Source organism: Bradyrhizobium sp. 160, from assembly GCF_023073735.1.
Lineage (GTDB): Bacteria > Pseudomonadota > Alphaproteobacteria > Rhizobiales > Xanthobacteraceae > Bradyrhizobium.
On record NZ_JADPKD010000054.1, the window covers coordinates 144,901 to 161,951 of the forward strand.

Annotated in this window: 12 protein-coding genes; 6 read left to right on the plus strand and 6 right to left on the minus strand. The window is 64.4% G+C overall.

Annotated elements, in window-relative coordinates; genetic code table 11:
* Positions 1-68: 68 nt before the first annotated feature.
* The 3 genes from IVA98_RS20355 to ybaK all read left to right on the plus strand — a co-directional run bounded on the left by IVA98_RS20355 (position 69) and on the right by ybaK (position 5,138).
* Entirely contained in the window at positions 69-1,772 is a 1,704-nt protein-coding gene (locus IVA98_RS20355; RefSeq protein WP_247305234.1) for an NADH-ubiquinone oxidoreductase-F iron-sulfur binding region domain-containing protein, read from the plus strand.
* Complete coding sequence (gene fdhF / locus IVA98_RS20360) at positions 1,769-4,537, plus strand: formate dehydrogenase subunit alpha (RefSeq protein ID WP_247355386.1); 2,769 nt, start codon at positions 1,769-1,771, stop codon at positions 4,535-4,537. The genes IVA98_RS20355 and fdhF overlap by 4 nt, the downstream gene beginning before the upstream one ends.
* Before the next feature lie 127 nt (positions 4,538-4,664).
* Positions 4,665-5,138, plus strand: a complete 474-nt coding sequence (gene ybaK / locus IVA98_RS20365) for a Cys-tRNA(Pro) deacylase (RefSeq protein ID WP_247305239.1) — start codon at positions 4,665-4,667, stop codon at positions 5,136-5,138.
* Positions 5,139-5,150: 12 nt separating this feature from the next.
* Here the strand turns inward: ybaK and IVA98_RS20370 are convergent, their stop codons facing one another.
* Positions 5,151-5,834, minus strand: coding sequence for a GntR family transcriptional regulator (locus IVA98_RS20370; RefSeq protein ID WP_247305240.1), 684 nt, complete (start codon positions 5,832-5,834; stop codon positions 5,151-5,153).
* A gap of 153 nt (positions 5,835-5,987) precedes the next feature.
* Between IVA98_RS20370 and tcuA the strand changes: the two genes are divergently transcribed.
* Both tcuA and tcuB read left to right on the plus strand, forming a co-directional pair.
* Positions 5,988-7,379 (plus strand): FAD-dependent tricarballylate dehydrogenase TcuA, encoded by a 1,392-nt coding sequence (tcuA, locus tag IVA98_RS20375; RefSeq protein WP_247305242.1) that lies wholly within the window; start codon positions 5,988-5,990, stop codon positions 7,377-7,379.
* Positions 7,366-8,472, plus strand: a complete 1,107-nt coding sequence (tcuB, locus tag IVA98_RS20380; protein ID WP_247305244.1) for a tricarballylate utilization 4Fe-4S protein TcuB — start codon at positions 7,366-7,368, stop codon at positions 8,470-8,472. Before tcuA ends, tcuB begins: the two co-directional genes overlap by 14 nt.
* A 21-nt stretch (positions 8,473-8,493) precedes the next feature.
* Here tcuB and IVA98_RS20385 read toward each other — a convergent pair whose 3' ends face one another.
* Positions 8,494-11,898 (minus strand): acyl-[ACP]--phospholipid O-acyltransferase, encoded by a 3,405-nt coding sequence (locus IVA98_RS20385; protein ID WP_247355387.1) that lies wholly within the window; start codon positions 11,896-11,898, stop codon positions 8,494-8,496.
* A 357-nt stretch (positions 11,899-12,255) separates the two neighbouring features.
* Positions 12,256-12,522 (minus strand): hypothetical protein, encoded by a 267-nt coding sequence (locus IVA98_RS20390; RefSeq protein ID WP_247355388.1) that lies wholly within the window; start codon positions 12,520-12,522, stop codon positions 12,256-12,258.
* Positions 12,523-12,573: 51 nt separating this feature from the next.
* Here IVA98_RS20390 and IVA98_RS20395 point away from each other — a divergent pair, with 51 nt between their 5' ends.
* A complete protein-coding gene (locus IVA98_RS20395) occupies positions 12,574-13,194 on the plus strand; it encodes a TetR/AcrR family transcriptional regulator (protein WP_247305250.1) in 621 nt (206 codons plus the stop codon).
* 14 nt (positions 13,195-13,208) lie between these two features.
* On the opposite strand, the gene IVA98_RS20400 is transcribed toward IVA98_RS20395, so the two are convergent.
* The 3 genes from IVA98_RS20400 to IVA98_RS20410 form a co-directional block, all read right to left on the minus strand.
* Positions 13,209-14,516 carry a GGDEF domain-containing protein gene (locus IVA98_RS20400; RefSeq protein ID WP_247355389.1) on the minus strand — a complete coding sequence of 436 codons (1,308 nt, stop codon included), beginning with the start codon at positions 14,514-14,516 and terminating at the stop codon, positions 13,209-13,211.
* A 244-nt stretch (positions 14,517-14,760) separates the two neighbouring features.
* The gene (pncB, locus tag IVA98_RS20405; protein WP_247305255.1) at positions 14,761-16,065 is read right to left on the minus strand and encodes a nicotinate phosphoribosyltransferase; all 1,305 of its coding nucleotides are present in this window, start codon (positions 16,063-16,065) and stop codon (positions 14,761-14,763) included.
* Between the two features lie 278 nt (positions 16,066-16,343).
* Complete coding sequence (locus tag IVA98_RS20410; RefSeq protein ID WP_247305257.1) at positions 16,344-16,949, minus strand: LabA-like NYN domain-containing protein; 606 nt, start codon at positions 16,947-16,949, stop codon at positions 16,344-16,346.
* Positions 16,950-17,051 lie beyond the last annotated feature (102 nt).

The following is a 17,051-nucleotide window of genomic DNA, read 5'->3' on the forward strand; positions in this document are numbered from 1 at the left end:
CTCTTGGCATCTGGTATGCCAGAGACTAGGATTGGATATATTCCAAAGAAGGGCTACGAGACGCAGCGATGAGCCACGACGTGCAACAGGTCCGCTCGTTCGAACATCCGGGCGGTGGCCGGAAGCGAGCCAACGCGACCCCCAAGGGACGACAGGTCGACCCCACCGCCGCGCACGAGATCGAGCAGCTGCTCGGCGACAGGCCGCGGCGGCGCGACCTGCTGATCGAATATCTGCACCTGATCCAAGACAAGTACCACCAGATTTCGGCCGCGCACCTCGCCGCGCTCGCCGACGAGATGAAGCTCGCCTTTGCCGAGGTGTTCGAGACCGCGACCTTTTACGCGCATTTCGACGTAGTGAAGGAAGGTGAGCCTGACATCGCCCCACTAACGATCCGCGTCTGCGATTCGCTGACCTGCGCGATGCTCGGCGGCGAGAAGCTGCTGCAAGATTTGCAGAGCGCATCGGGTCCCGGCATTCGCGTGGTACGCGCGCCCTGCGTCGGCCGTTGCGATACCGCGCCTGCCGCTGAGGTCGGCCACAACTTCGTCGACCACGCGACCGTCGCCAATGTCATGGCCGCCGCGAAGGCCGGCGACACTCACGCGCATCTGCCGAAATATGTCGATTACGACGCCTATATTGCCGGCGGCGGATACAAGCTGCTCAATCGCCTCCGCTCCGGCGAATTGCCGAAGGACGATCTGCTGAAGGCGCTCGACGACGCTTCGCTCCGCGGTCTCGGCGGCGCAGGCTTCCCGACCGGGCGCAAATGGCGCGCGGTGCTGGGCGAACCCGGCCCGCGCTTGATGGCGATCAACGGCGACGAGGGCGAGCCCGGCACGTTCAAGGACCGCTACTATCTCGAAACCGATCCGCATCGTTTCATCGAGGGCATGCTGATCGGCGCGCATGTGGTGCAAGCCTCCGACGTCTACATCTATCTGCGCGACGAATATCCGGCCTCACGCGAGATCCTGGAGTGCGAGATCGCCAAGCTCCCGCCGGGCGGTCCGACGCTGCATATGCGCCGCGGCGCCGGTGCCTATATCTGCGGCGAGGAATCCTCGCTGCTGGAGAGCATCGAGGGCAAGCGCGGCCTGCCCAGGCACAAGCCACCTTACCCCTTCCAGGTCGGCCTGTTCGGCCTGCCGACGCTAATCAACAACATCGAGACGCTGTGGTGGGTGCGCGACATCGTCGAGAAGGGCGCCGACTGGTGGAAGGGCAATGGCCGCCATGAGCGCCATGGCCTGCGCAGCTTCTCGGTCTCGGGCCGCGTCAAGAATCCCGGCATGAAGCTCGCGCCCGCGGGAATCACGGTGCGCGAGCTGATCGATCAATATTGCGGCGGCATGGCCGACGGCCATCAATTCTACGCGTACCTCCCGGGCGGCGCGTCCGGCGGCATCCTGCCGGCGTCGATGGACGACATCCCGCTCGATTTCGGCACGCTGGAGAAGTACGGCTGCTTCATCGGCTCCGCCGCGATCGTGATCCTGTCGCACAAGGACAGCGTGCGCGCAGCGGCGCTGAACCTGATGAAGTTCTTCGAGGACGAGAGCTGCGGTCAGTGCACGCCGTGCCGCGTCGGAACCCAGAAAGCGGCGCTGCTGATGCAGAAGCCGGTCTGGAACCGCGCCCTGCTGGAAGAATTGAGCCAGGCGATGCGCGACGCCTCGATCTGCGGGCTTGGACAGGCGGCATCGAATCCGCTGTCCTCGGTAATCAAATATTTCCCTGACGAGTTCAAGGAAGCGGCCGAATGACCAAGATTACGTTCGAGCTCGACGGCAAGCAGGTCGAGGCCAAACCCGGCGAGACGATCTGGCAGGTGGCCCAGCGCCAGGGCCGCGAGATCCCGCACCTCTGTTATTCGCCCGCGCCGGACTACCGTCCGGACGGCAATTGCCGTGCCTGCATGGTCGAGATCGAGGGCGAGCGCGTGCTCGCGGCGTCCTGCAAGCGCACGCCGTCGGTCGGCATGAAGGTGAAGACCGAAAGCGCGCGCGCCGTCGCTGCGCAAAAAATGGTGATGGAGCTGCTCGTCGCCGACCAGCCGGCGCGTGAGACCTCGCACGATCCGGATTCCAAGTTCTGGCATTGGGCCGAGACGACGGGTGTCACCGAGAGCCGCTTCCCCGCTGCCGAGCGCTGGGCGACCGACGCGAGCCATCCGGCGATGCGCGTCAATCTCGACGCCTGCATCCAGTGCGGCCTGTGCGTGCGTGCCTGCCGCGAAGTCCAGGTCAACGACGTCATCGGCATGGCGTACCGCAATGCCGGCGCCAAGATCGTGTTCGACTTCGACGATCCCATGGGGGAGTCGACCTGCGTCGCCTGCGGAGAATGCGTGCAGGCCTGCCCGACCGGCGCGTTGATGCCGGCCGTGATGCTCGACGACAAGCAAACGCGCGTCACCTATGCCGACAGGAAGGTGGATTCGCTCTGCCCGTTCTGCGGCGTCGGCTGCCAGGTGACCTACGAGGTCAAGGACGAGAAGGTGATCTACGCGGAGGGCCGCGACGGCCCCGCCAATCACAATCGTCTCTGCGTCAAGGGCCGCTTCGGCTTCGACTACATCCACCATCCGCACCGCCTGACCAAGCCGCTGGTGCGGCTGCCGAATGCGAAGAAGGATGCCAACGACCAGGTCGACCCGGCCAATCCCTTCACCCATTTCCGCGAAGCGAGCTGGGAAGAAGCGCTCGACATCGCGGCCAAGGGTCTGGTCAAGATCCGCGATGAGAAGGGCGTGAAGGCGCTGGCGGGCTTCGGCTCGGCCAAGGGTTCGAACGAAGAGGCCTATCTGTTCCAGAAGCTGGTGCGTACCGGCTTCGGTTCGAACAACGTCGATCACTGCACCCGTCTGTGTCATGCCTCGTCCGTGGCAGCGCTGTTCGAAGGCCTGAGCTCGGGCGCGGTGTCGGCGCCGTTCTCCGCCGCCATGGATGCCGAGGTCATCGTCGTGATCGGCGCAAATCCCACCGTGAACCATCCGGTCGCGGCGACCTTCATCAAGAACGCGGTCAAGCAGAACGGTGCAAAACTGTTCGTGATGGATCCGCGCCGGCAGTCGCTGTCGCGTCATGCGACCAAGCATTTGCAGTTCAAGCCGGGCTCCGACGTCGCCATGCTGAATGCGATGATCAACACGATCATCACCGAAGGCTTGACCGACGACCAATACATCGCCGGCTATACCGAAGGCTTTGAAGAGCTCAAGGAGAAGATCAAGGAGTTCACGCCGGAGAAGATGGAGCCGATCTGCGGCGTCCCGGCGCAGACCTTGCGCGAGGTCGCGCGGACCTATGCGCGCGCAAAATCGTCGATCATCTTCTGGGGCATGGGCATCAGCCAGCACGTCCATGGCACCGACAATGCGCGCTGCCTGATTGCGCTGGCGCTGATCACCGGCCAGGTCGGCCGTCCCGGGACCGGCCTGCATCCGCTGCGCGGCCAGAACAACGTGCAGGGCGCCTCCGATGCCGGCCTGATCCCGATGTTCCTGCCGGACTACCAGCCGGTCGGACGCGACGACATGCGCGGCGCTTTCGAGAAGCTGTGGCAACAGGATCTCGACCCCGTCCGCGGCCTGACCGTGGTCGAGATCATGAACGCCATCCATGCCGGCGAGATCAAGGGCATGTACATCGAGGGCGAGAACCCCGCGATGTCCGATCCCGACCTCCAGCACGCACGCCACGCGCTTGCCATGCTCGATCATCTCGTGGTGCAGGATCTCTTCGTTACCGAGACCGCGTTCCACGCCGACGTGATCCTGCCGGCCTCGGCCTTCGCCGAGAAGGACGGCTCCTTCACCAACACCGACCGCCGCGTGCAGCTCGCGCGCCAGGTGATCAAGCCGCCCGGCGATGCGCGGCAGGATCTCTGGATCATCCAGGAGATCGGCAAGCGCATGGGGCTGCCGTGGAATTATTCCGGCCCCGGCGACGTCTACACCGAAATGGCGGAGTTGATGCCGTCGCTGAAGAACATCACCTGGGAACGGCTGGTGCGCGAAGGCGCAGTCACCTATCCGGCCGACGCTCCCGACAAACCCGGCAACGAGATCATCTTCACCACGGGCTTCCCGACCGCGAGCGGCCGCGGCAAGATCGTGCCCGCCAAGGTCATTCCGCCGGACGAGCTGCCCGACGCCGAATATCCGATGGTACTGTCGACCGGCCGCGTGCTCGAGCACTGGCACACCGGCTCGATGACGCGTCGCGCGCAGGTGCTCGACCAGATCGAGCCCGAGGCGGTCGCGTTCATGTCGCCGAAGGACATGCGCAAGAAGAGGCTCGCGCCGGGCGACTTCATTCGCCTGGAGACCCGCCGCGGCGCCGTCGAGGTCAAAGTGCGCTCCGACCGCGACGTGCCGGAGAACATGGTGTTCATGCCGTTCTGCTACGCAGAGGCGGCGGCGAACCTGTTGACCAACCCGGCGCTCGATCCGTTCGGCAAGATCCCGGAATTCAAGTTCTGCGCGGCCAGGGCCGAACGCGTGGAAATGCGCGACGCTGCGGAGTAGGACGACACCGTAGGTGTGGCGCGTCCGTCATTGCGAGCGAAGCGAAGCAATCCAGGCTATCTCCGCGGTAGAATTCTGGATTGCTTAGTCGCTTCGCTCCTCGCGATGACGGTGGTACTTGTGACTCATGTCCAAAGTCACCCCAGCCACCCGCGCACTCACGGCCGCCGGAGTTGCCTTCACCCTCCACACTTACGACTACGATCCCGACGCCGCGAGCATCGGGCTCCAGGCCGCCTCCGCGCTCGGTGAAGACCCGGCGCGCGTGTTGAAGACGCTGATGGCGCTGGTGGACGGCAAGCCGGTCTGCGTCATCGTTCCCTCCGATCAGGAAGTTTCGATGAAGAAGCTCGCCGCGGCCGTCGGCGACAAGTCGGCGCAGATGATGAAGCCGCCAGAGGCCGAGCGCCTTACCGGCTTCAAGGTTGGTGGTATCAGTCCGTTCGGGCAGCGGAAGGCGGTGCGCACTGTGCTCGAGCAGAGCGCGCTCGCGCATGACCAGGTTTATCTCAACGGCGGCCAGCGCGGCTTGCAGGTGCGGCTCAGGCCGGCTGATGTGCGCGACGTTCTGAAGGCGATCGTCGCGGACGTGATTGCCTGAGGCGCCTCGCGCCTATTGCTTCTGCAGCAGCTTGAGCCGGCAGCGTAGGGCCTCGCGGATATGGGCGCGCGCGAGCTGCTCGGCCTTGTCGCCGTCGCGGGCAGCGATAGCGCCGATGATGGCTTGGTGCTCGCCGTGGCTTGTCTTGGGGCGGCCTGTCACGGTGAAGGTGGTCAGTCCGAGCAGGGCGATCCAATCCTGCAACTCGCGCGAAGCGCTGTCGAGGTAGCGGTTGCGCGCGGCGCGGCAGATCGCCTCGTGGAAGGCCCGGTTGAGCCGCGCCAGCTCGGCAGTGTGGCTCGCGGAGGTCTCGACAAAAGCCTGCTCGATATCCCTGAGCGCCTCGATCTCCGGGGGCGAGGCGTGCTCGGCGGCCAGGCGCGCAGCGGCGCCTTCCATGATCTCGCGCATGGCGTAGAGCTCGAGCACCTCGGAGATGTCGAGGTTGCGCACGATCAGCCCGCGGCCGCCGGCCGGCTCGACGAAGCCGCGTGCCGCGAGGCGTCCCAGGGCTTCGCGAACCGGGGTGCGGCTGACCTTGAGCCGCTGCGCAACCTCCTCCTCGCGCAGCCGGTCGCCGGCACGGTAGCTGCCGGCCTGCAGTGCTTCGCAGAGCGAGCGGAACACCGCTTCGCCCAGGGCGACGCCACCGCCGCGCGCGATCGTTCCGCCTGTTTTTGCCGGGCGTCTGGCCATGTCGTCCTCGCGGCGCGACGCATCCTGCCCAGGCAGAGATGCCGCTTGCGCCGCCTATGTATATCTATACAAAACTACGCAACAATGGTCATGCTTGGACATGGCCGCTGACGGCGGATTGTCTCTAGTCTCGCGTGCCATCGGGCAGACGGTATGGGCAGCAAATACGATGTGCTGGTGATCGGCGGCGGCAATGCCGCTCTGTGCGCAGCTATCGCCGCGCGCCGCAATGGGGCGTCGGTGCTGGTGCTCGAGGGGGCGCCGAAATTCTATCGCGGCGGCAACACCCGTCACACCCGCAACATGCGCTGCGCCCATGATGCCGCGACCGAAATCCTGACCGGCCCCTACACTGAGGAGGAGTTCTGGGAGGACCTGCTGCGCGTCACCGGCGGGCAGACCGACGAGGTGCTGGCCCGTCACATGATCCGGGAGTCCAAGGACATTCTGAACTGGATCGTCGAGCAGGGCGTGCGCTGGCAGCCCTCCCTCGGCGGCACGCTGAGCCTCGGCCGCACCAACTCGTTCTTCCTCGGCGGCGGGCGAGCGATGCTGAATGCGCTCTATCTCACCGCCGAGCAGCTCGGCGTCGAGGTCGAGTACGACGCCGAAGTCATCGACCTGGTGATCGAGGATGGCATGTTCCTCGCCGCCCGCCTCAAGCGGCCGATCAACGGCGAGACCGAGATCTGCGCGCCCTCGCTGGTGGCGGCGGCCGGCGGGTTCGAGGCCAACATCGAATGGCTGAAGCAATATTGGGGCGAGGCCGCCGACAATTTCCTGATCCGGGGCACGCCCTATAACCGCGGCTCGATCCTGAAGATGCTGCTCGATAAGGGTGTGCAGGAGGTCGGCGATCCCACACAGTGCCATGCGGTCGCGATCGACGCCCGTGCGCCGAAATTCGACGGCGGCATCATCACCCGCCATGACTCCGTCGTGTTCGGCATCGTCGTCAACAAGCATGCGCAACGCTTTTACGATGAAGGCGAGGACATCTGGCCGAAGCGCTACGCGATCTGGGGCCGGCTGGTCGCGGCGCAGCCCGACCAGATCGCCTACATCATCTTCGACTCGACCGTGGTCACCAGCTTCATGCCGACGCTGTTTCCGCCGATCGCCGGGCAGACGGTGACCGAGCTCGCCGGCAAGTTAGATCTCGATCCGGCCGCGCTGGAGAAGACGATCACCGAATTCAACGCCGCCGTGCAGCCCGGCACCTTCGATCACACCATCCTCGATGATTGCCGCACCGAAGGCATCACGCCGCAGAAAACCCATTGGGCGCGGAGGATCGAGACGCCGCCTTATCTGGCCTATCCGGTGCGGCCCGGCATCACCTTCACCTATCTCGGCACGCGCGTGAACAAGGAGGCGCGCATGCTGATGGCTGACGGCAGGCCGTCGGCTAACATGTTCGCGGCCGGCGAGATCATGGCCGGCAACGTGCTCGGCAAGGGTTATGCCGCGGGCATGGGCATGACCATCGGCAGCGTGTTCGGGCGGATCGCAGGACGGGAAGCGGCGAAACATGCACGGAACTAGGATTTTGGACGAAGCCGACCGTCTGATGACGGTCTGCAATTCCTGCCGCTATTGCGAGGGTCTGTGCGCGGTGTTTCCGGCCATGGAGATGCGGCGCGCCTTCTCCGACGGCGATCTCAACTATCTCGCCAATCTCTGCCATGGCTGCGGCGCCTGCTATGTCGACTGCCAATTTTCGCCGCCGCACGAATTCAACGTCAACGTTCCGAAGACGCTGGCAATTGCGCGCGCCGAGTCCTACGCAGCCTATGCCTGGCCGCAGGCGCTATCAGGCACATTTGCCCGCAACGGTCTGGTCATCAGCATCATCGCCGCGCTCAGCATGGCCGCCTTCATCCTCGGCTTCGCCATCTGGAACGACCGCAGCGTGCTGTTCGGCGTGCACAGCGGTCCTGGCGCCTTCTACAGGCTGATGCCGCACAACGCCATGGCCGCGCTGTTCAGCGCTGCCTTCCTTTATGCGATCCTCGCTCTCGTGTTGAGCGTGCGCGCCTTCTGGCGTGACATCGGTCCGCCGATTGCCGGCCGCGCCGACGGCGGTTCGATTTTTCAAGCAATCCGCGATGCCGGCGAGCTGCGCTACCTCCATGGCGGCGGCATCGGCTGCTACAACGAAGACGACAGGCCGACCGACCGGCGCAAGCTCTATCACCACCTGACCTTCTACGGCTTCCTGCTGTGCTTTGCCGCGACGTCGGTCGCCACGCTGTATCATTATGGGCTCGGCTGGGAGGCGCCTTATCCGTGGTGGGACCTGCCTGTCGTGCTCGGCACGCTCGGCGGCATCGGCCTGATCATTGGACCGATCGGGCTCTTCGCCGCCAAGATGCGCCGCGATCCAGCGTTGCTCGACGAGAGCCGCTACGGCATGGACGTGGGCTTCATCGCCATGCTGTTCCTGACCGGCATCACAGGAATGGCTCTTCTGCTCCTGCGCGAGACCTCTGCGATGGGGCCGCTGCTGGCGCTGCATCTCGGCGCGGTGTTCGCGCTGTTCATCACCATGCCCTATGGCAAGTTCGTGCACGGCATCTATCGCTTCGCGGCGCTGGTGCGTTACGCGCAGGAGCGGCGTAGCGAAGCCAGCGTTTGAGAGGCTTGTCCCGATCGGTCGTCACGCCACCTCGCGCTCCGGTGCCGACGCTTGCTCGCGGGCCATTGTTGTTGCCGTGACATAGTCGGTCTTGCCGGTGCCGAGCAGCGGCACCTTGTCGACCACCATGATCGCCGCGGGAACGGTCAGCTCGGACGCTCCGATCGCCTTGGCCTGGGCCTGCATCGCGCTGCGCTCGGCGTTCTTCTCCGTCGTCAGCAGCACGATGCGCTCGCCTTTGCGCTGGTCCGGGATCGAGACGGCGACCGATGCGGCCTGTGGCCACAGCGTCGTCGCGATGCTCTCGACCGCCGAGAGCGAGACCATTTCGCCCGCGATCTTGGCAAAGCGCTTGGCGCGGCCTTTGATGGTGATGAAGCCGGCCGCGTCGATCGACACGATGTCGCCGGTGTCGTGCCAGCCGTCTGCCAGCGGCTCGAGCACGCCGGGATTTTCAGCCCGCAAATATCCGAGCATCACGTTCGGTCCGCGCACCGAGAGGCGACCGCCGTCCTCGATGCCGGGGACCGGATCGAGCCGGCTTTCCATCAGCGGCGACAGGCGGCCGACGGTGCCCGGACGGTTGGCCATCGGCGTGTTCATCGCCAGCACCGGCGCAGTCTCGGTGACGCCATAGCCTTCGAGGATGCGGATGCCGTAGCGTTCCATGAACACCTGACGCGTCCGGTCCTTGACCGCTTCGGCGCCGGCGATCACGAGGCGCAGGGTGCGGAAGTCGTAGGCGTGCGCCGAGCGTGCATAGCCGGTGAGGAACGTGTCGGTGCCGAACAGGATGGTGGCGCCGGTCTGGTAGATCAGCTCGGGCACGATCCGGTAATGCAGCGGCGAGGGGTACATGTAGATCGGAATGCCCGCCAGCAACGGCATCATCATTCCACCAGTTAACCCGAACGAGTGGAACACCGGCAGCACGTTGAACACCTTGTCGTTGGCGTTGGCGTCGACCCGCGCCAGCGCCTGCGCCGCGTTGGCGAGGATGTTGCGATGGGACAGCACCACGCCCTTGGGCGTTCCTTCCGAGCCCGACGTGAACAGCACCACGGCCGGATCGTTGGCCTGGCGACTGACGCGCGGCGCGGTGCTTGCGAGCAGGCCCTTGATCTTGTCGGTCACGCCAATCGAGGCGCGGACATCCTCGAGATAGACGATTCGCGCCTCTGCGGAGATCGCCGCCATCAGCTTGTCGAGCTTGCCCTTATCGATGAAGGCTTTCGAGGTCAGCACGGTCTTGACCTGCGCCGCCTTCATGGCGGCGAGCACATTGACGGGGCCGGCGGAGAAGTTGAGCATGGCAGGCACCCGGCCGATGCTTTGCAGCGCCATGAAGACAACGGCGACGCCCGCCGAGTTCGGCAGCAGCACGCCGACATTCTCGCCGGCGGCGGTGCCTGCCTCGAGCTTGCGGCTCAAGACCTGCGCGCCAAGAATCAGCTTGCGATAGGTCAGCTTGGTGCCGAGCGCGTCTTCGACGATGACCTTGCCGGTGTCGCGGTCGCGATAGGCGTGTCCGAGCGCCTCGAACAGCGTCTGATCGAGCATAGCGTTCTTCACGAGAGCATCGATCATCACGTCCTGGAGCGCGCTGCCGGCGGCGTTGCGGCGCGCCTTGCCCTTCAGCGACGGGTCGACTGGAAGCTTGACCGGCGGCAGGATGGTGACCGTCACCCGCGGAAACCAGGAGCGCTTGATCTGGCTGCTATTGAGATAGCTAAGATGCGAGCGTTGCGCGCCCTCGATGCGGACGGGCACGACCACCGCGTCGGCCTTGTCGGCGATCATCGCGGTGCCGTCATAGACCTTCATCAGCGAGCCCGAGACGGTGATGCGTCCTTCCGGGAAGATCACGACCGGCTCACCGGCGGCGACGAGCTTGATCAGGTCGCGTGCAGCCAGTGGCTTGGTCGGATCCATGGTGTAGTGCTTGACCACGCGCAGGAACGGCTTGGCCCACCAGGCCTTCGAGATGCCGGTATCCACCGCGAAACTGGCGTCGATCGGCAGCACGGCGTGCAGCAGCGGACCGTCGATCAGGCTGACATGGTTGGGCGCGATCAGCATGCGCGTGCCTGATGGCGGCAGGTTTTCGAGCCCGCGAATTTCGGTGCGGAACAGCGCGCGGAACAGCAGTCCGCCGAAGTCGCGCACGCCTTCCTTGCCCCACTTGGTCAGCACGAACCACACCGCGCCGAAGCTCGCGACTCCGAGGCCGAAGAAGATCCAGCCGACATGGAAGCCGGCCGCCTGCAGCAGCGCGACGAACAGCGAGCCGACCACCATGAAGGCCGCCTGCAGCACGTTGCCGGCGGCGATGATGCGGGCGCGCTCGGACGGCGCCGACCAGGCCTGAACAGCCGCAAATGAGGGAACGACAAACAAGCCACCGCCGAATGCAAAGGCGACGAAGTCGATCATCATGCGCAAGCCCGCGAACGAGGTTGCGAAACCGGCCGCGGTGATGTCCTGACCCCTGGTGGTCACGCCGATGGCCCAGGCGAGATCGAGGCCAGAACATCCCATGATGATGGCGCCGATCGGCACGAGAGCGAGGTTCGGGCGAACGTGGCTGAGGCTGGCGGCGAACAGCGAGCCGACGGCGATGCCGATCGCGAAGATCGCAAGACACAGCGTCACCACGCCCTCGGTGCCGCCCACGACGTCCTTGACCAGCGCCGGCAGCAGCGACAGCACGATGGCGCCGACGAGCCAGAACCAGGAGACGATCACGGTGCCGTCCCACAGCCGATGGTCTGCGTGCAGGCTCCTAAGCAGGCTGAGCGTCGAGGTCCACGGATTGGCGGTGACGGGCAGATCGGGCGCAGACGGCGTGGTCGCCGGAATGCGGGAGGCGAAGGCCCAGGACAACAGGGCCAGCACGACCACGGCCGATGCGACCCAGCCCATATGCGCGGAGCCGGCCACGAACTGGCCGCCGGCGACGGTGCCGAGCAGGATCGCCATGAAGGTTGCGCCTTCGACCAGTGCGTTGCCGGTCGCGAGCTCGCCGAGCTCGAGCTGGTCCGGCAACATGGCATACTTCACCGGGCCGAACATGGCGGCGATGATGCCGAACAGCGCGAGCGCTGCGAACAGCAGTGGCACTGAGTGCAGGAAGAAGCCGGCGGCCGCAAAGCACGCGGCGAAGATCTCGGCGAATTTGAGCCGCCTTGCGACGACGGATTTGACGTATTTGTCGGCGAGCTGGCCACCGAGCCCGGACAGGATGAAATAGGGGAAGATGAAGACGGCGCCTGCGATCGTCACCAGGGCATCGCCGTGGCCGGTCGCGGCACTGTAAAGCAGGATGATGACGAGCGCGTTCTTGAGCACGTTGTCATTGAGCGCCGAGAAGAATTGCGCCCAGAACAGCGGCGCGAAGCGGCGTGACGACATCAATTCCCTGATCATGACTAGTCCTGTTTTAGAAAGGCCGCCTGAGATTTACGTTGTCGGTGAAGCGTCATGACCGGAAGGGTATGGGATGAACGATTGCAGGGTGACGACGGTTGCCGGCCTGCCTTGTCGCCTCGATCCTTCCGATCCTGTTGGTCTCCAAGTGGTCTCGTTAGGTTCGCAAATATCTGAGCGCGACCGCAGTTCGGGCGAGATGGCCGCGCTTGCCGAGTATCGCGCCGGTTCTGAGGAAAAGCTGAACCGCATCGCCGAAGTCCGCCAGATCGACCGTCAATGTCCGGAGATGGTGAGTCCTTCGTTGCAACCGGATCTTGCATTCGAGCCGATCGGAACGTGCCGGCTGTGCCTGTCTCAGGTGAGATGGGAGAGGTGGCGAAAGGGCGAGAGGCGGCCGAGCAGGCTGAACCGGCGGCCCTCGAGACGCGCACGGGCACGGTTGGCGTGCCACATCCGGAAGGTCGCGCGCCGCTCAGTAAGCACGCCGGCGATGTCGCAGGCATTTGCGACGCGATCGATCGGGGTCATGGCGAACCGCAGCAGGGCGCGGCCAAAGCCGGTCACGAGAGCTGCGGCGTCATTGACGAAGGTGGCGGCGATATCAACAGCGAGGGTTTGCATTTTGCAGGTCTCCGGGTTATTTGAACAATGTTCAAAATGAGTAGCTTGAAAATGAACAATGTTCAAGAAGAATCGCTGCGCGAGCAGAAAAAAAGTCGGCGCCGGCTCCAGATCGTGGAGATTGCCCGCAGCATCATTTCAGCTAAGGGGCTGAGATCATTGAAGGTTCGCGATGTCGCGGAGACCGCCGGTTGCTCGGTCGGCAGCGTCTATAACGAGTTCGGCGACTTCGATGGGGTGATCCTGACCGTCAATCGGGAGACGGTTCAGGCGCTCACGACGCGGCTCCGCGGAGTTCCTGCCGAGGATCCCGTTCGTCAGCTCTATGGCCTCGCCGCGACCTATCTCGACTTCTTTGCTGAGCACGCCAATTTGCTGCGCTCGTTGTTCGAGCATCGGATGGAGGACGATCGCCCTTATCCGGACGACATCCTTCAGATGGTCATGGACGCCTTCGCACTGATGCATCCACCCTTGGTGCGGCTATTGCCGGACGCGAATGACGTGGAGATCGCGCTCTTGTCGCGTACGTTGTTTTCGGCCGTGCATGGAATCATCTCGCTCGGCCTCGAGGAGCGGATGGTGGCCGTGCCGCCGCAGATGCTGCGTCAGCAGATCGAGCAGTTCCTCGACGCCCATCTCGCCGGCCTAGGAATCTTGCCGCGGCGGTGACGGCGCGGGCAGCGTCAAGCGCGCGCCGCTTCGCGCGGCCGGGCTGCCGCGGCGAGGACATCCGGCCTTACGCCGTCGACCTGAACCCGGTTGCGTCCCTTCTCTTTGGCACGGTAGCAGGCGGCATCCGCGCGCCGCATCGCATCCTCGAGCGTAGTGTTGCGGTCGGTGATGCAGGCGACGCCGATGCTGGCGGTCACCGCAAAGCAACGGTCGTGCCAGGCGAAATTGAACAGCTCGAACAATCGGCGCAGCCGTTCGGCGATATCGACGGCATTCGGGGGCGGGCACCGCGGCAGGATCAGGCCGAATTCGTCACCGCCGAGCCGGGCCACCAGATCACGCGCATGCCGGTCCTGTTGCAGGAGGCGCGAGACCTGGCAGAGCAGGCGGTCGCCGGCGAGGTGGCCGCAGGTATCGTTGACACTCTTGAACTGGTCGAGGTCGAGCAGAATCAGTCCCAGCGGACCCGCGGCGGCATTGTCCAACTCGCTCTGCAGGCTCGCCTCGAAGGCGCGGCGGTTGGACAGGCCGGTCAGCCAGTCGTGCGACGCCTGCCAGGCCAGGCGCTCTTTCTCGGCGTGCAAGGCCTCCTCGAACGCCTGTCGTTGCAGCACCAGCCGCCGCGTATGCCAGATCAGGAGCAGGATCAGCGTCGCGGCGGTGACGATGTTGATGCACGTCAGCGTCACCTTGATGGCACGAGAGCCTTCACCGAGGACAGTGGAGAACCGCTTGGCATGCAGCGTGAATTGGGTATTGAGCTCCGAGAGCCGCGACGACAGGAATTGCAGGCGACCGTCGTTGTGAATGGGGCCGTTCTCCAACTCGGACCGGATGACCTCGCCGAACACGCTGAGCTCCAGCAGCATGGGATCGGTGGCAGCCCACTCCCGGATCGCTTCCTGGAGGAAACTGACACGGTTGAAGTAGCGATACAGCCAGATCAGTCCCGGAACGTCATCGGGATGATTGCCGCCTTGCAGGAAGCCGATGCGGGCGACCTCGACGTCGACCGGGTCGCGTTCGAGCGCCCAGCGCGCGAATTGGTCGCCAATGGGAACGGCGAGCGCGGCCCGATATTGCGCGAACTGGCTGGCCTCGCCCGAATGCAGATAGCGATTGAGGAAGTAAACAGCGTTCTTCTGCGAGCGCGACCACAACGCTTCGCCGGCGACATAGGCGCGGACCGAGGACATCACCTCGAGGCTGAATCCTGCGATTGCCGCCTGGAGCACGACGACCATAACGAAAGGCGAGACGAGCTTGATGACGTGAAGGAGATTGTGTCCCTTCCTCGACGTCGCTGTTCTACGAAACACCCTGCGTTCCCCAAATCGATCAACGATCCCAGCGGAGCGTTGGCCTGCAACGCGAACTAGAGCAGAATGTTGCTTAACTCGACCTGAAAACGCGAGCGACTGCACCCAGGGTGAAGGTGCTGTGAAGTGGATGCGCGCAGATCTCGTCAAATACTGGTCAATCGGAACTGGCGCGGCATCGGCGAACCAAAGCCTCGTATTCATCGTGCGCGGTTTACCGGATCGAAAGAAACCTGGCCCGCTGCTAGACCAGCACCGGCTTGCGCACGCGTCCGGCATCGCCGAACACGCGCAGGTAACGCTCGATCTCCGAGGGCAGGCCGGTCGCTTTCTCCGGATTGTCGGAGAGCTTGACGGCCGGATGTCCGTCGACGGACGAAACCTTGCAGACCAGCGAGATCGGATCGAGATTGAACGAGCCGTCCGGCGTGCAGCCGACGAAGTCGTTGGTGAGGTTAGTGCCCCAGCCGAACGAGAGCCGCACACGGCCAGCGAAGTGGTGATAGGTCTCCTCGATCGAGCCGACATCCATCGCGTCGGAGAAGACGAGCAGCTTGTCCTTGGGATTGCGGCCCATCTTCTTCCACCAGGCGATGATCTCCTCGCCGGCCTGGATCGGCGGCGCGCTGTCGGGGCGGAAGCCGGTCCAGTCGGCGACCCATTCCGGCGCATCGCGCAGGAAAGCTTTCGTGCCGAAGGCGTCGGGCAGCGCGATCAGAAGGTTGCCGCCATAGGTCTGGCGCCACTGGTCGAGGATGCGATAGGGCGCCCAGCGCAATTCCTCGTCGTCCCTGGCGAGCGCGGCCGCGACCATCGGCAGCTCATGCGCGTTGGTGCCGATGGCTTCGAGATCGTTGTCCATCGCGAGTAGCACGTTGGAGGTGCCGATGAAGGACGAGCCGAGGCCTTCCTTCACCGCCTCTACACACCAGCGCTGCCAGAGAAAGCCGTGACGGCGGCGGGTGCCGAAGTCGGACAGGCGGAGGTTCTCCAGCTTGCGCAGCCGCTCCACCTTGGTCCACAGCTTGGCCTTGGCGCGGGCGTAGAGCACGTCGAGCTCGAAGCGGCCGCGGCCCTTCATCGCTGCGCGCGAGCGCAGCTCGTTGAGGATGGCGAGTGCCGGAATCTCCCACATCGTTGTGTGGGTCCAGGGCCCGTGGAAATGCAGCTCGTACTGGCCCTCGACCTTGCGCAGCTCGTATTCGGGCAGGCGGAATTCGGCCAGCCAGCGGATGAAGTCCGCCGAGAACATGTGGGTCTTGCCGTAGAAGGTGTTACCGGCAAGCCAGATCAGCTCCTTCTTGGTGAAGCGGATTGTGCGGGCATGGTCGAGCTGGGCGCGCAGCTCGCCCACGTCGATGATCTCGGCGAGACGCACATGGCGCGAGCGGTTGATGACCGAGAAGGTCACTTGCTGATTCGGGTAATCCTCCCGAATCATCTGTAACATCAACAGCTTGTAGAAATCGGTATCGAGCAGGCTGCGGATGATGGGATCCAGCCGCCAGCTGTGATTGTATGTTCGGCTCGCAATGTCGGTCACTGTCATGGGGCGATTTTAGCGTGGCTCCCCTCGCGCAACCAGTGGGTTTGGCGGGAATCAGGTTTTCGTAAGGGGGGCCGGCTCAAGCGGCAGCCCTCGCCGCGACAGTCTCGCGCTGGCTCGCCATGAACATCGGCAGCTCGGCCAACCTTCGCGCGCGCGCGATGGCCGGCTTCGACATCTTCAGGAGAACTTTTCGGAGGTCCTGGTGACGCCGAGCACCAAGGGCGAACGCACGACGCTGGAAAGCAGGGTGCTCGACGGTGCCGGCGGCCGTCCCAGGATCATTCCACCCGGTCGCCCCGATCGATCGATCCGCGTGCGAGGAATTGCGGTGGCTGCCGAAGCTCGCGGGGCCGGTCGGCGGGATCGCGCCCCACTTTTGGTTTCAGGTCTGCCAAATCGAGGAATACGTCCGCCTGTCGGCGCAGGTCGTCGGCGATCATGGGCGGCTGAGTGGAGAGCGTGGAGACCACCGTCACGCGGACACCGCCGCGTTGCAGGGCTTGCACGAGCGAACGAAAGTCCCCATCGCCCGAGAACAACACGATCTGATCGACGTGTTCGGCGAGCTCCATCGCACTCACGGCGAGATCGACATCCATGCAGCCCTTCACCTTGCGGCGGCCGGTGGTGGCGTCGACGAACTCCTTGGCGAGCTTGGTGATGACGGTGTATCCGTTATAATCGAGCCAATCGATCAACGGGCGGATTGAGGAAAACTCCTGATCCTCGATGACGGTCGTGTAGTAGAAGGCGCGCAACAGTGCACCTCGGCTTCGAAACTCGCTGAGCAACCGCCTGAAATCGATGTCGAAGCCGAGCGCTTTGGAGGTGGCATAGAGATTGGAGCCATCGATAAAGAGTGCGATCTTCTCAAGGGAAGACATTGTGCACAAATCTCCAGTTTCGAAAAAAAGCTGGCGATGGCTTGCTGAAAAAAGCGGCGCAGACGACCGGACAGGGGTGGCCGTCTTGCGCCAAGGTCAGGG

What these genes read in the sequence shown, in the direction of transcription:
- IVA98_RS20355 (WP_247305234.1), top strand. Translation starts at nt 69, where the DNA reads ATGAGCCACGACGTGCAACAGGTCCGCTCGTTCGAACATCCGGGCGGT.
- ybaK (WP_247305239.1), top strand. Translation starts at nt 4,665, where the DNA reads ATGTCCAAAGTCACCCCAGCCACCCGCGCACTCACGGCCGCCGGAGTT.
- IVA98_RS20410 (WP_247305257.1), bottom strand. Translation starts at nt 16,949, where the DNA reads ATGTCTTCCCTTGAGAAGATCGCACTCTTTATCGATGGCTCCAATCTC.
- pncB (WP_247305255.1), bottom strand. Translation starts at nt 16,065, where the DNA reads ATGACAGTGACCGACATTGCGAGCCGAACATACAATCACAGCTGGCGG.
- tcuB (WP_247305244.1), top strand. Translation starts at nt 7,366, where the DNA reads ATGCACGGAACTAGGATTTTGGACGAAGCCGACCGTCTGATGACGGTC.
- IVA98_RS20370 (WP_247305240.1), bottom strand. Translation starts at nt 5,834, where the DNA reads ATGGCCAGACGCCCGGCAAAAACAGGCGGAACGATCGCGCGCGGCGGT.
- fdhF (WP_247355386.1), top strand. Translation starts at nt 1,769, where the DNA reads ATGACCAAGATTACGTTCGAGCTCGACGGCAAGCAGGTCGAGGCCAAA.
- IVA98_RS20395 (WP_247305250.1), top strand. Translation starts at nt 12,574, where the DNA reads ATGAACAATGTTCAAGAAGAATCGCTGCGCGAGCAGAAAAAAAGTCGG.
- IVA98_RS20390 (WP_247355388.1), bottom strand. Translation starts at nt 12,522, where the DNA reads ATGCAAACCCTCGCTGTTGATATCGCCGCCACCTTCGTCAATGACGCC.
- IVA98_RS20385 (WP_247355387.1), bottom strand. Translation starts at nt 11,898, where the DNA reads ATGATCAGGGAATTGATGTCGTCACGCCGCTTCGCGCCGCTGTTCTGG.
- tcuA (WP_247305242.1), top strand. Translation starts at nt 5,988, where the DNA reads ATGGGCAGCAAATACGATGTGCTGGTGATCGGCGGCGGCAATGCCGCT.